The organism is Paraburkholderia graminis (genome assembly GCF_003330785.1).
Lineage (GTDB): Bacteria > Pseudomonadota > Gammaproteobacteria > Burkholderiales > Burkholderiaceae > Paraburkholderia > Paraburkholderia graminis.
This window is the reverse complement of record NZ_CP024934.1, coordinates 2374790-2388969: the sequence shown is the minus strand read 5'-3', so window position 1 is coordinate 2388969 and position 14180 is coordinate 2374790. Positions and strand designations below refer to the sequence as shown.

At 62.3% G+C, this 14180-nt stretch carries 12 protein-coding genes; 3 read left to right on the top strand and 9 right to left on the bottom strand.

Annotation, left to right across the window (positions count from 1 at the left end):
* Positions 1 to 32 precede the first annotated feature (32 nt).
* Positions 33 to 1754 carry a ubiquinone-dependent pyruvate dehydrogenase gene (gene poxB / locus CUJ91_RS10580; protein WP_029970807.1) on the top strand — a complete coding sequence of 574 codons (1722 nt, stop codon included), beginning with the start codon at positions 33 to 35 and terminating at the stop codon, positions 1752 to 1754.
* A gap of 60 nt (positions 1755 to 1814) precedes the next feature.
* Here poxB and CUJ91_RS10575 read toward each other — a convergent pair whose 3' ends face one another.
* Entirely contained in the window at positions 1815 to 2756 is a 942-nt protein-coding gene (locus CUJ91_RS10575) for an AEC family transporter (RefSeq protein ID WP_114156185.1), read from the bottom strand.
* 230 nt (positions 2757 to 2986) lie between these two features.
* Between CUJ91_RS10575 and yfcF the strand changes: the two genes are divergently transcribed.
* On the top strand, positions 2987 to 3619 hold the full coding sequence (gene yfcF, locus CUJ91_RS10570) for a glutathione transferase (RefSeq protein ID WP_114156184.1): 633 nt from the start codon (positions 2987 to 2989) through the stop codon (positions 3617 to 3619).
* 180 nt (positions 3620 to 3799) lie between these two features.
* Here yfcF and CUJ91_RS10565 read toward each other — a convergent pair whose 3' ends face one another.
* The 8 genes from CUJ91_RS10565 to CUJ91_RS10530 form a co-directional block, all read right to left on the bottom strand.
* Positions 3800 to 4102: a gamma-butyrobetaine hydroxylase-like domain-containing protein gene (locus tag CUJ91_RS10565; RefSeq protein ID WP_114156183.1), complete on the bottom strand. Its 303-nt coding sequence runs from the start codon at positions 4100 to 4102 to the stop codon at positions 3800 to 3802.
* A complete protein-coding gene (locus CUJ91_RS10560; RefSeq protein WP_114156182.1) occupies positions 4099 to 5103 on the bottom strand; it encodes a HEAT repeat domain-containing protein in 1005 nt (334 codons plus the stop codon). Before CUJ91_RS10560 ends, CUJ91_RS10565 begins: the two co-directional genes overlap by 4 nt.
* A 39-nt stretch (positions 5104 to 5142) precedes the next feature.
* On the bottom strand, positions 5143 to 5418 hold the full coding sequence (locus CUJ91_RS10555) for a 4Fe-4S dicluster domain-containing protein (protein WP_053858289.1): 276 nt from the start codon (positions 5416 to 5418) through the stop codon (positions 5143 to 5145).
* Positions 5419 to 5430: 12 nt separating this feature from the next.
* Positions 5431 to 7170 carry a fumarate reductase/succinate dehydrogenase flavoprotein subunit gene (locus CUJ91_RS10550; RefSeq protein WP_053858288.1) on the bottom strand — a complete coding sequence of 580 codons (1740 nt, stop codon included), beginning with the start codon at positions 7168 to 7170 and terminating at the stop codon, positions 5431 to 5433.
* Complete coding sequence (locus tag CUJ91_RS10545) at positions 7167 to 8000, bottom strand: GntR family transcriptional regulator (protein WP_114156181.1); 834 nt, start codon at positions 7998 to 8000, stop codon at positions 7167 to 7169. The genes CUJ91_RS10550 and CUJ91_RS10545 overlap by 4 nt, the downstream gene beginning before the upstream one ends.
* A 159-nt stretch (positions 8001 to 8159) precedes the next feature.
* Entirely contained in the window at positions 8160 to 9344 is a 1185-nt protein-coding gene (locus CUJ91_RS10540) for a porin (protein ID WP_114156180.1), read from the bottom strand.
* Positions 9345 to 9413: 69 nt separating this feature from the next.
* A complete protein-coding gene (locus CUJ91_RS10535; protein ID WP_114156179.1) occupies positions 9414 to 11837 on the bottom strand; it encodes a glycoside hydrolase family 31 protein in 2424 nt (807 codons plus the stop codon).
* Between the two features lie 18 nt (positions 11838 to 11855).
* On the bottom strand, positions 11856 to 13142 hold the full coding sequence (locus tag CUJ91_RS10530; RefSeq protein WP_006053087.1) for an MFS transporter: 1287 nt from the start codon (positions 13140 to 13142) through the stop codon (positions 11856 to 11858).
* Positions 13143 to 13746: 604 nt separating this feature from the next.
* On the opposite strand from CUJ91_RS10530, the gene CUJ91_RS10525 reads away from it, so the two are divergent.
* Complete coding sequence (locus tag CUJ91_RS10525; protein ID WP_006053088.1) at positions 13747 to 14094, top strand: hypothetical protein; 348 nt, start codon at positions 13747 to 13749, stop codon at positions 14092 to 14094.
* Positions 14095 to 14180 lie beyond the last annotated feature (86 nt).

Genomic DNA, 14180 nt, shown 5'->3' with positions numbered 1-14180 from the left:
GCCAGTCTTCATTCACTGAAAAGGAGTCAAGCATGGCCAGTAACACGATTGCCGGATACCTCGCGAGAACGCTTGCCGCAGCGGGCGTCGAGCGAATCTGGGGTGTGACCGGCGACAGTCTGAACGGGCTCGCCTACAGCCTCGATGAAGTCGGCTCGATACGCTGGATGCATACGCGTCACGAGGAAGCCGCCGCTTTCGCGGCGGGCGCCGACGCGGCTTCGAGCGGGCGCCTCGCGGTGTGCGCGGGCAGTTGCGGTCCCGGCAATCTGCATCTGATCAACGGTCTGTTCGATTGCCACCGCAACCATCAGCCCGTGCTGGCCATTGCGGCGCATATTCCTTCGAGTGAAATCGGCCTCGGTTACTTTCAGGAAACGCACCCGCAGGAGTTGTTCAAGGAGTGCAGTCACTATGTGGAAGTGGTGTCGTCGGCGGCGCAGTTTCCGCGCGTGCTCGCCCGCGCGATGCGCACGGCGATCGAGGAGCGCGGCGTCGCGGTGATCGTGCTGCCCGGCGACGTCGCGCTGAGCGAAGGCCCGGCCGAGCCAGTGTCGTGGACGGAAAGCGCCGCGCCGCGAATCCTGCCCGCGGAAGAAGACCTGGATCGTCTCGCGGCGCTCCTGAATGCGTCCGACGCCGTGACGATCATGTGCGGCAGCGGCACGCAAGGCGCGCACGACGAGGTCGTGGCGCTTGCCGATACGCTCGGTGCGCCGATCGTTCACGCGTTGCGCGGCAAGCAGTTCATCGAATACGACAACCCTTACGACGTCGGCATGACCGGGCTGATCGGCTTCAGCTCGGGCTATCACGCGATGATGTCGTGCGACACCTTGTTGCTGCTCGGCTGCGACTTTCCCTACCGTCCGTTCTATCCCGCTCACGCGAAAATCATTCAGGTGGACTGGAAAGGCTCACGGCTCGGCCGCCGTGCGCCGCTCGCGCTCGGACTCGTGGGCACGGTGAAAGAGACCGTCGCCGCGACGCTGCCAAGGCTGCAACGCAAAACGGATCGCGGTTTCATCGACAACGCGCGCAGGCATTACGCGTCGGCCCGCAAGGATCTGGACGATCTGGCGACGCCGGCGGGGCCAGGGCGGCCGATCCATCCGCAGTATCTGGCGAAGATGATCGACGAAGCCGCCAGCGACGACGCGATCTTCACCGCCGACGTCGGCACGCCCACGGTCTGGGCCGCGCGCTATCTGACGATGAACGGCAAGCGCCAGTTGCACGGCTCTTTCAATCACGGCTCGATGGCCAACGCGATGCCGCAGGCGCTCGGCGCGCAAGGGGCGCATCCGCGGCGGCAAGTCGTGTCCCTGTCCGGCGACGGCGGCCTGTCGATGCTGCTCGGCGATCTGCTCACCGCGCGGCAGCTAGACTTGCCGATCAAGGTCGTGGTCTTCAATAACAGCCTGCTCGGCTTCGTTTCGATGGAACTGAAGGCGGCCGGCTACCTCGATACCAATGTCGATCTGGCCAGAACCGATTTCGCGGCGATCGCAAAGGGTGCCGGTATCTTCGGTGTGCGCGTCGAGCAATCGGAAGATGTGGCGGCTGCGTTAAAGCAGGCATTCGATCATCCGGGGCCCGCGCTCGTGGACGTCGTCACGGCCAAACATGAACTGGCGATGCCGCCCAAAATCGAGTTGGCGCAAGCGAAGGGATTCAGCCTTTACATGATGCGCGCGATCCTCAATGGACGCGGTGACGAGATCGTCGAACTGGCGCGCACCAACTTGCGTTAGGCAGCGGGCCGATCTTGCGCGAGGCTGTTCATTCGCGTGTGGGATTGCTGGCTGGCCTCGTCAAAAGAAGCAGGCGATCAGCAATCCCTCAGTGAACACGCCGAGAATCGTACTGACGAGAATCGTTGCGGTGGCGTCGCGTGTGTAGGTGTTGCTCTTGATCGCGAACATGGCGGCGGCGGTCGCGGTCGGCACGGCCCCCGTAATGATGGCCTGATGTGCGGGGGCGCCGACTACGCCGAACAGTACGGCGCCGAGCGCCATCAACGCGGGCTGGACGAAGTTCTTCATGCCGAGATTCACGAGGATGTTGGCGTTGATCACGAAGCGCTCGCCGTAAAGCATCAATCCGAGTGCGAACAGCGACGTGCCGCCGGCGGCCTTTGCAATGAGGCCGACAGAAGTTAGCACCGGTTCGGGCAGCGTGATGTGGCAAAAGCTCAGCACCATGCCTGAGACCGGCAGCCACACAATCGGATGGATGACGGCGCGGGCAATGCTTTGCCGGAACACCCGCAACACGTCCGATCGCTCGCCGGCCTTTCCGTTGTTGCCGAGCCCGGTCAGGACTATCGTCAGCGGCAGCATGAACAGGCTCGTGATGAGATTGCCGACCAGCACCGCCAGAAATCCTTCCGGCCCGAACACCGCGGCGAGAATCGGCGCGCCGAAATAGGCCATGTCGGGAAATGCACACACCAGCGCCTGCATGGTGGCGGTGCGCAGATCATGTCTGAAGACGAATCGGCCGATCCCCAATGCAATCACGTACGTGCCCATCAGTCCGAGTGTCAGGCATAACGCGAACCCCACGTTGTGCAGCTTGTCCGGCGAAGTCCTGACCGCGCCTTCGAAGAGCGCGAAGGGTAGTGCGAAACGGATGACGAGCGTCGCGAACACGTCTGCATCGCCATGTTTCAGCAAGCCTATGCGCGCCGATAGCCAGCCCAGCACGATCACGAACGCGACCGGCAGAAGTCCGTTGAGAATGGTGTTGAGCAAAGGTGCTCCTGGTTTTTCAACCGGCCTCGACGCCGCTGATTTTGATTCGCCTGTAGGGGAGTCTAGTTGGGAATGTCGGCGAGATCAGGTGAGGCAAAAGTCATTTTCGTTTTGTGCGGGGGTGGGGACTTGACGAGCTATAGTGAGAGAAATGACTCCGTAGAAAACCCGGCTCCTGGATTGCACTGAGCGTGCACCGAGCACCGAGCACTGACAACCACAACGACCCCATGCCCCAACCCCACCTTCACCTCTACACCGACGCCCAGTTCGCAAGCCCCTATGCCATGTCGGTATTTGTCGCGCTCGAAGAAAAGCGCTTACCGTTCACCCTTACAACGGTCGATCTCGGTATCGGTGCAAACCATCAAGCAAGCTATGCGGCGAAGTCGTTGACACAACGCGTGCCCACGCTCGTAAACGAAGACTTCGCTTTATCGGAGTCGTCGGCCATCACCGAATATCTCGACGACGCCTTTCCCGATACGCCGGTCTATCCTCAAGACACACAGCTTCGGGCGAGGGCTCGGCAACTGCAAGCCTGGCTGCGAAGCGATCTGATGCCGATCCGGCAGGAGCGCTCGACCGAAGTCGTGTTCTACGGACGACGAGGCGCGCCGCTGAGCCCGGCAGCCGAGGCCGCGGCACACAAACTCTACGCCGCAGCCGAGACTTTGCTCGCGCAAAACAACGCGAACCTCTTCGGGCAGTGGTGCATTGCAGATACGGATCTCGCGTTGATGCTCAATCGTTTGATCCTGAATGGCGATCCGGTGCCTGCAAAGCTGATCGATTACGCCGCGCGTCAATGGGAGCGACCCTCGGTGCAGCGCTGGCTAGAGTTGGATCGTCCCGCGCTTTGAATCGTCAGCGTGAATGGTGCACAATAAATAACCCACGGGCGCCTGCGTTGCAGGTGTGAAGGTGGGCGTCACTCGCCAGCGTATGGTCGGAGAAATCGCCCGACACAGTGGCGCCCACATAGCAGCCGGAGTAACGCCCGGTCGTCCGTGGCCGTTTCGATATGTCTCATGGTGCCCAACTTACACCTCATCGTTTCGCTGAGCCTTCGCGAGCCGCTCAAGATAGACCCACGGAAAAATCCCGCGCTCATGCCCGTCGTCGAATATGAACTGCAAGCCATAGCCCGACGGCCGCGCATCGAGCAGCTTCACATCGGGTCGTGACAACGGAGCTTCCCCGTCGTACTTGCGCTTGCGGCACTGCGCGCACATACACGCCGCGCGCAATGCGGCGAACGGCAACTGCGCGGCCGAGCCGTCGGGCCAGCGTATCGACAGGCTCGCGCTGCTTGCGTCGATCGCCACATGGTCTGGAATGTTCACGGCCGACGCCCGGCGATTTGACGCAGCGCGATTCGCGCCGCCTTGCGCACTTCGGGATCGCCGTCGGCCTCGGCTGCTTCGAGCGCGGACAATGTGGGCGCATCGTCGCTGCTGCCGATCTCGCCTAGCGCGAGCGCGGCTTCCTTGCGCACGTTACTGATCGAATGCGAGAGCAGGGCAGCGACGCGCGCCGCGCTCGCGCTGTCGCCGATCTGTCCGAGCGCGCGCAGCGCACGCAAGCGCACTTGCCAGTAGGCGTCGTCGAGTGCTTTCTCCAAAGCCTCGCGCGATTCGGCGGCGCGCAGTTTGCCGAGCGTCGTCGTGGCTTCTTCGCGTACCTGCCAGGCGTCGTCGCGCAATGCACTGAGCAACGCCGCCATCGTCTCGCGATGTGCGGGCGGCGCAAAGCCAAGCGCCGCTGCCGCGGCACGCCGGATCGAAGCATCCGCGTCGCTGGTTGCGAGCGACGCCAACGGTTCAAGCGCGAGCGGATTCTTCAACCATCCCAACACGCCGACGGCTTGCTCGCGCACGTTCGCGTCCGCATCGGCGAGCGCCTGCAATGCAGGCGCGAACGCATCGGCCACGCGAAGTTCGCGCAACGCGCGCAACAGCGCGGCGCGCATGAACGAATCGGGACGCTTGAGCCACTCGAGCAGGATCGCGCCCGAGGACGCGTGCTTCAGTTCGGAGAGGCTCTGCGCCGCATTCGCACGCACGGACGCGTCGCCGTCGAGTAACGCGCCGCACAGCGCCTCGACCACATCGTCGCGCTCCCACGAAGCCAGCACGAGCGCCGCCTCGCTACGCACTTCAGGCGACGCGTCGCGCCGTAGCGCATCGACAATGGGTTCGATCACGCAGGCATCCTCGAGATCGGCGAGATCGATTAACGCGACCCGGCGCACGACGGCGTCTTCGGACGCGAGACGAGACAGCAGCGCGATGGCTTCCGCGGGAACGGCATCGAGCGAAGCATTCGGATCGGTCGAATCGGTCATGAATGGACGTGATGGAAGAGTAGACATTCCGCGCATCGCTTAACGCAGAAGATACGGAATGGACACCTTGACGGCGCCCGTCGGGCAATCCTGCTCGCAAGGCATGCAGTACCAGCATTCGTCGAATTGCATATACGCCTTGCCCTTCGTCATGTCGATTGCGAGCAGATCCAGCGGGCACACGTCGACGCATACCGTGCAGCCTTTTTCGGCGATGCACTTGCTTTCGTCGATCGTGACGGGCGCTGAACTGCGCTGGAAAATATCGTGTGGCGTAAAGGCGGTAGGCGGTGATGTAAGCGGCGTCGAGGACATCGTCATGCTCCGTCAGGCTGTGGCGGCGTCGAGCGCGGGCTCGCCGATCCGCAGGTTGCGATAGGCGTCGCGTTCGTTCTCGTTGAGCGCGACGATGTACGGCTCGACCGCACGCTTTTCGCTCGTCATGCGGCCATTCGCGTCCTTGCGCAAATGCGTATGGCAGAACCATTGCACGTCGTCGCGCTGCGGGTAATCCACGCGATGGTGGTAAAGCCCCCAGCGGCTCTCGGTGCGAAAAAGCGATGCACGTGCGGCCATTTCCGCGCAATCGCGTATCGCGCGCACTTCGGCAGCGCGCATCAACTCGTGCGGATTGGTGGCCGACATCGATTCGATATCCGAACTGATTTCAGCAAAGCGCTGTAGACCGATTTCCATTTTGCGTGTGACCTTCGGCGGCTGCAGGTAGTCGTTCACCATCCGGCGCAGCTTGTATTCGACCTGCGCGGGCGCGAGACCGTTGCTGCGCTCTAGCGGTGCATAAATGCGCGCGCGCTCGGCGTCGATCTGCTCTTCGTCGACGGCCGCATGTTCGCGGCCCGCCACGTAGTCCGCCGCGTTGTGCCCCGCGAACCATCCATACGTGAACGCGCCGAGCATGTAGTTGTGCGGCACGGCCGCCATGTCGCCGGCAGCATACAGTCCCGGCACGGTGGTTTCCGCGCGCGCGTTCACATACACGCCCGACGCGCTGTGTCCGCTGCAAAACCCGATCTCCGAAATGTGCATCTCGATCATCTGGCTGCGGTAATCGGTGCCGCGTCCCTCATGAAAGCGGCCGCGGCTCGGGCGCTCGTTCGTATGCAGAATCTGTTCGATCGTCTGAATGGTTTCTTCCGCGAGATGGTCGAGCTTCAGGAACACAGGGCCGTTGCCGCTTTGCAGTTCCTGATAAAACTCCCACATCATCTGGCCGCTCCAGTAATCGCATTCGATAAAGCGCTCGCCCTTGCCATTCGCGGTAAAGCCGCCGAGCGGACCGGTGACATACGCGCACGCGGGGCCGTTGTAGTCCTTGATGAGCGGATTGATCTGGAAGCACTCCAGATTCGCGAGCGCGGCGCCGGCGTGATAGGCCATCGCGTAGCCGTCGCCGGCATTCGTCGGGTTCTCGTAGGTGCCCATCAGATAGCCGGACGCCGGCAACCCGAGTCTTCCGGCCGCGCCGCAACTCAGCACGACGGCCTTCGCGCGCACCACGTAAAAGTCGGCGGTGCGGCAATCGAAGCCGAGCACGCCGCACACGCGGCCTTGCGAATCGGTCAACAGGCGCGTCGCCACGATGCGGTTCGTGATCGCGACGCGCGCGCGTTTGAGCTGCCTGTACAGCACTTTCTTGATGTCGTGGCCTTCGGGCATCGGCAGCACATACGAACCCATGTGATGCACTTTCTTGACCGCGTAGTCGCCGTTGCCGTCCTTTTCGAACTTTACGCCCCAGCGGTCGAGTTCCTCGATCGTCGTGAAGCTATGGCGTGCATACGCGTACACGGCCTCCTGATCCACGATGCCGTCGTTCGCGATCGTGATCTCGCGTGTGTACTGCTCGGGCGTCGCGTGGCCGGGAATCACCGCGTTGTTCAGGCCGTCCATGCCCATCGAGATCGCGCCGCTGCGCTTCACGTTGGCCTTTTCCAGCAGCAATACCTTCAGAGACGGATCGCGTTCTTTCGCCTTGACGGCGGCCATTGGGCCGGCCGTGCCGCCGCCGACCACGACGACGTCGTAGTCGAGTACATGGGTATTCATCGTGCCTCCGTTGCGTTTTTGGGGCTTTTTTGCAGGGGTTTTTGCTGTTGTTTTTGCTGTTCTTTCTCGCGGTCCACGCGCAGCCGGTATTGGAAGGCGTCGCCGCGAAAGTACAGATATTCGAAGTCGACAGGCTGTCCCGACGCGTCGTGCGTGAGACGCTCGATACGCAATACCGGGCTGCCTTCTTCGACGCGCAACGCATCGACGATATCGGCGTCGGCGAGAATCGCGTCGATGGACACATCGGCGTGACCGAGCGGCACACCGCAGTCGTTCTCGAGAATCAGGAAGATGTCGCGCGTCGCGAGGTCCGCGTTCGCGAGGCGCTTGCCCAGCGCTTCGGGCACCCACGTCAGTTCGAGCGAGACGGGCTCGCGATTGAGCAGCCGCACGCGATGAATCTCCGTGACAGGCGCGCCCTCGGCAATGTTCAGGCGCATCGCGACGTGGCGGCTGGCTTCGACCGTTCTGAAACTGCGCAACTGGTTGACGATTTCATAGCCCATCGACGACATCGCTTCGGCAAAGCCCTGCAGCGACGTGACGTTCTGAAATGCCTTGGGCTTCGCGACGAAGGTGCCCTTGCCATGCAGTTTGAACAGCAGACCTTCCTTCTGCAAATCGCCGAGCGCCTGGCGCACGGTGATGCGGCTCACAGCGAATCTGCGGCACAGTTCGTGTTCGGACGGCATCTGCGAATGCGGCGCATACGTGCCGTCGAGAATGCGCTCGCGCAGCGCGTCCTTGATCTGCGCGTACAGCGGAAGCGGGGAGACCGAGGCGGGAGCAGTGTCGGCGCCCAGCGGTACGAGAGTCGTTTTCGACATCGCTCAAACTTGTTATGACAAGACGATGTGAGTCTAGTAAGACGTCGTCTGCGATCAAACCAAGTTTTTCTGCTTTGTATTTCTCGCCGCGGAGTTAGAAGAATGAAAGCGCGGAAGATGCGCTGCAACGCCGGCAGCGCATCGTGCCCGGATGCAAAGTTAGAACGCGTGCCTCAAGCCGACCATGCCGACGAACTGCGAAGGTCCCGACGACGGCGTCGTGTTCTGCGAGTCGCCGACCACGGCCACTGCGTCGATGATGCTCGTCGCGCTGCTGCCCGCCGCGGCGAGCGTCTTGCCTCGCGCGAGCTGATACGCCTCGAGCGCGTAGAGCGTGGTGCGAGTGGAAAGGCTGTACGTCTGTTCGAGCGAAATCTGGTGATAGCGCGCGGGATCGCTGACGCCGTTCGCCTTGCTCGCCCGCGTGTAGCTGTAGCCGGCGCCGACAATTACGGCCGGCGTGATCCGGTACGTGGAAATCACGCCGTAGGTATTGAACACGCCTTCGCTTGCGAACAGCGAGCCGTGGCCCGGCGCGTATTGCACATTCGAATAGTTGATGCCGACCATCAGATCCTGCGCCGTGTAGCGTGCCGCGGCCGCGAACAACTGCGCACTGCGCGCCGTCGCGTAGCCGCTATTCACCGGCGAATTGATCGCGTAAGTGCCGAGCGCGGCGCTCGTCGCAATGTCCTTGAGCTTGACATAGCCCGCCGCGATGGCGAACGGTTTGTAGTCGTAGCGGAACGCCGCGCTGAAGTGGCTACCGTTCGCAACACTGCCCGGCACGCCGCCGAGCCCGTATTGCGCGCTGAATTGCAGACCTGCGAGTGTCGGCGATAGATAGGTAACCGAATTATTCAGGCGCAGCGTGGTGTCGAGTGCGTCGATGTCGCCGGGATGCGCGCCCGTTGCGCCGGTCAGCACGCCGGTCGGTCCTAGTGCGCCGACCATCTGGAAGTAGGGCGTGTACTGGCGGCCGAGCGTCACGGTGCCATAGCGGTCATTGCTGAGTCCCACGTACGCCTGACGGTTGAAGATGAAACCCGAACTGCTCTGCGCGCCCGTCAGCGAATTGAAGCCGCTTTCAAGCCGAAAAATCGCCTTGGTGCCGCCGCCGAGATCTTCCGCGCCGAGCAGGCCGAATTTGCTTGCTTGCAGATTGCCCTGGCTCATGTAGAAGTTCGCATGGCCGCGCTGATTGCTGACATAGGTGAACGCGTTGTCCACCACGCCGTATAGCGTGACGCTGCTTTGTGCCGATACGCCGCTCGACAGCAATGCGCCCGCGAGCGGCAGGCACGACATGACCGCGCGGGTCCGTGCGCGCTTCGATGAATTCATGGTGAGAAGTCTCCGGTCCAGTCTTTCGGTGTTTTCGGTGTTGTGTGATGCAACGGAATAGCGCGCGTTTCAGGGCGCGAGGGAAATGGTCAGGCATCGCCAGCCGTCGGCGGATTCGTCGTTAAGCAGCGTGCCGCGTGTGCACGTGACCGGTCGCGTTTCGTGTGCAGGCACGAACAGACGGACTTCGTTCTGCGTGTGCGGCATCGCGCCTTCGCGTTCTATGGCAACGCGCAGCGTCGCGGCGTCGCTCGCAATCGTCACGTTCCAGCGGCCTTGCGCGCCCGAACGCCAGGCTTCGCTTTCGCCGTCGTCTTCGATCGAGCCGCCATTTGCTGTGCCTGCGCCCAGGTAAGGCACGGCGATGAACGCGCGTTCGTCGGCGGATTGGCCGAAGTGCTGCTCGGCAGTGTTCAATGCGATCACACTGCCTTCGCGCAACAACATGACCGGTTGCTCGAACGGTGCGGGCAGCGTCACGCTCTGGCCGCCGTCGAACGATTCGCCGCTCCAGTACGACACCCAGCGCGTTCCCGTGGGCAGATAGGCGTCGCGCGTCGCTTGACCGGCATCCACCACCGGCGCGATCAGCATCGAGGAGCCGAGCATCATGTCGTCGCCATCGACGAGACAACGCGGGTCATGCGGAAACTCGGCGAACATGGGCCGCAAAACCGGCTCGTAGGCACTGTGCGATTGCCAGAGCAACTCGTACAGATACGGAATCAGCCGATAGCGCAGCTTGATGAGCGCGGCGATCTGCGGAGTCACTTCAGGGTACATCCACGGCTCGTTGACGGTGCCGTCGTCATTCCACGAATGAATGCTAAAGCGCGGCAGGAAGATGCCGAACGCGACCCAGCGCGCGAACAGTTCGGGACCGGGAGCGGGGCCCGAGAATCCGCCGATGTCATGGCCGCTGTTCGACACGCCGGACATCGCGAGCCCGAGACCCATCTTCAGATTGAAACGCAGCGTTTCCCACGACGTGTAGTTATCGCCCGACCACGTCTGAACATACCGATGCATGCCCACGCCGCCCGAACGCGAAACGAGAAAAGGCCTGCGTTCAGGGGCGAATTCGCGTTGCGCGTCGCGCGAGGCTCGCATCATCAACTGCGTTTGCAGCACCTTCGCCTGGTGCGCCGGATAGGCGTTGCCGAAGCCGCGCGCGATGGCGTCGCGTGTCCAGATTTCGAACTCGTTGTTGTCGTTCCAGGTTGCAGCGATGCCGTGTTTCAGCAGGCTTTCTTTCACCCGCGACTTCCACCAGTCGATCGTGTCGGGATTGGTGAAGTCGAGGTACGCGCCGACTTCGTCCCAGAACTGCACCCACGCGGGTTCGCCGTCGCGCGACTCGATCAGCAGGCCGGCCTTCGCGGCTTCTTCGAATGCAGGGTGATCCTGCAGGAGGCACGGCTTGATGTTCGCGCACAGACGCACGCCGTGTTCGAGATAGCCGTTGACGAAGCCGTCGATGTCCGGAAACTTCTCGTGATTCCAGTTGAAGACGTAGCGCTTCGGGCCGATCGACGTATAGCCCGACGACAGGTGGAACGAATCGCACAACACGTCGTGTTCGCTGCATCGTTCGATGAATTCGCCCATGCGTTGCTGCGCGTCCGGCGCGTCGGTGTAGCTCATCGTCGAGCCCGAATAGCCGAGTCCCCATTTGGGCATCCACGCGGGACGTCCGGTGAGCCACGTAAAGCGGCGCACCGCATGCAACGGCGTATCCGCCGACGCGATGAAGTAATAGTCGAGGTCGCCATGCTCCGCCACGAAATGGCGATAGTGGCCGTGATAGTTGTCGAGCTCGCGGCCCATGTCGAAGCGGCAATCGGCGAGCGTGTCGTAAAAGAGCCCGAAGCCCGTCGACGTTTGCGGCTGCCACGTCACGTAAAACGGAATGTGCTTGTAGAGCGGATCGGTCGTGCGCGCGTTGTAGCCCATCGCGTCGATATTGCGCATCTCGTACGACTGCTCCGCGCGATCGAGCGAGCCGGCTCTCTCGCCGAGACCGACGTAGATCTCGTCCTTGCGCCGCTCGACGTAGTGATAAACGCGCTCGTCCCACCAGCCGAAGTTGTACGCCTGCGTCTTGCGGTCGTTCATCACGCAATGCCATTTGGCGCCGCGCAGAATGTCCCACGCGCAGAAGCCGCCGTTAAGCGTCACGCGTAGACGGATGCACGCCGTTTGCACGACGAGTTGCGCGCCGTCGTTCGATACGTGAATGGGCGGCGGCGTGAAGCCGCTCATGTCGCGCCGTTCGCGGCCTTCGAGCGCAACGTCTTCCGCGCCGGGCGCGATGGCCCAGGTGCGCGGGCCATGCAGTTCGCCGTCCGGCAACACCAGCACGCGGATGATGTCTTCGGCGAGAACGTAGAGTTCGATCCGGCAATTCGCGGGCGAAGCGAGAACGATGCGATTGCCTTCGTGAGACGCTAGCGCGAAGCGCGGCGGATGCTTCAGATTCGTGATTGAGCGCATGATGAGTTCTCGATGAAATCACGCCGCTGCATTCGAGGCCGCATCGGCTTCGCGCGGACGTGCGTCGCGCGAAACGCCGCGCATCAGGATGATCAGCAGCGTCGCGCCGATGATGTCGAAAGCGCCGAGCGCGCCAAAGAGCGGTGTATAGCCGATGGTGTCCGCGAGCGCGCCCACCAGCAGCGAAAAGCCGAGGCCGCCGATCCACGCGGACATGCCCGCGAAACCCGCGACAGTGCCGACTTCGCCCGGATCGAAGACATCGGCGGCGAGCGTGTTGACGAGCGCGGAGATCATCTGATGCGCAAAGCCGCCGACGCAGAAAAGTGCGATTGCTTCGTACGGCGAAGCAACGAGACCGATGCAGGCGGGCCCGAGCATCATCAATGCGCCGAGCGCGACGCCTGCAATGCGCGACCAGATCAGCGGCACGCGCAGATGCTTCATCAGGAACGGCGACAGATAGCCGCCGAACAGACCGCCCAGGTCAGCCGCGAGGAACGGCAGCCACGCGAACAGCGCGATCTGTTTCAGATCCATATGGCGCTGCGTGGCGAGGTAAAGCGGAATCCAGAAGCTGAAGGTCTGCCATGCGGGCTCGGCGAAAAAGCGCGCTTGCGCGATTGCCCAGAAGCGGCGCGTGCGCAGCACTTCGCGAATGCTGCTGCGCCGCGCGGCCGGCGGCGTCTGTCCGCTGATGATGGTTTGGCGTTCGGCTTCGCCGATGTGCGCATGCTCGGCCGGCGAACGGTACAACGTGTACCACGCCGCGGCCCAGATGAAGCCGAGCGCGCCCGTCACGGCGAACGCGCTTTGCCATCCGTAACGAAGCGAGAGGAACACGACGAGCGGAGGCGCAAGCAAGGAGCCGAGCGACGTGCCTGCATTGAAGTAGCCGACCGCAACCGATTTCTCGCGATTCGGAAACCATTCGGCGACCACTTTCATGCCGGCCGGAATCGCGACGGCTTCAGTGAGGCCCATCAGACCGCGCAGCGCGGCGAGCGAGAACCAGCCGCTCGCGAAGCCGTGCAGCACGCCCGTGAGCGACCAGAGGCACGCAAAGAGGGCGAAGCCGAGGCGCAGACCGATCAGATCGATGATGAGACCGCACACCGGTTGCATGACCGTGTAGCCCACCTGGAACGCGCCGACCACATACGAGTACTGCTGCGTGCTCATGTGCATGAGCTTCATCAACTCGGGGGCCATCACGCCGAGCGCGTTGCGCGACAGGTAATTGACGATCGTCCCAAGACATACGAGAGCGATGATCCACCAGCGCAAACCAATGATTGTCTTCAAAGTCTGTCTCCGTGCCCGCATGTCCGGTGGCCAGCCGCTGACGCGGCAATGCGCGAATTCGAACATTTATCGGCGTTTAGTGTCAGTCATCGTATCACTGAGAAAGCTGTTTCATACTAGGGAAAACCATTGTTTGTAGCGCTGTATGGCCGGATTTAACGTGAGTATATGGGAGACGCGGTCGTGCGACCGTAACGAAGTCCGACGACTGCTTTCTTATCATAGGGCGATTAAAATGTTCTTTCGAACATGTAATGTTCATTGACGATCGGCGTGGTCGCCGCCGTGCAGCGCCCGCTCATGCCCGCGTGCGTCAGCAAGCGGGCAGGGGACCGCCGCCGGGCCGCAGGCGGCTTAAACGGCATAATAATTCGCCATCCTATGTATTTCGACGACTGCAGAGACCGCAAAAGCAGGCATGCGCGCCTTTGCCCTGGCTTTCCACTCGCTGCGTTCACCTACTCGGAACCGCCCAGGATGTAACCGGAAGTAACGTCAGACCGATGCTGCGATCTTATGCATCAGTTATTACAAAGTTGAAATACGCGGCTTGCGGGGTTGGGCTATATTTCCGCCAACAACACATTCTTCCAAAGGGTGATCGATGAAGTCCGCTCGTTTTGTTCCGCTTCTTCTCGGGGTTATCGCGTTGGGCGCGTCGGGTGCAGCCATGGCCGGCGGCGTCAATATCGGTGTCAATATCGGCATTCCCGCGCCGGTCTACGTGGCGCCGGCTCCCGTTTATGCGCCGCCTCCGCCGCCCCCGCCGCCTGTCGTGTATCAGCCGGCGCCGGTGTATTACGGCGCGCCGGCCGTCGTGATCGGCTGGCATGGCGACCGCTACTGGGACGGCCGCCGCTACTGGGCGCGCGACGACTGGTATCGCCATCATCCGCCGGGCCGCTATGACTATCGCCGCGATCACTACGATCACGGCCGCGGCTGGCATTGAACGGCAGCCGCGAATCTTTAGCGTCTTTGGCGCCTTTAGCTTCAGCGACGAGACAAACCGAACCGCCCCAACGGGCGGTTTTTTTA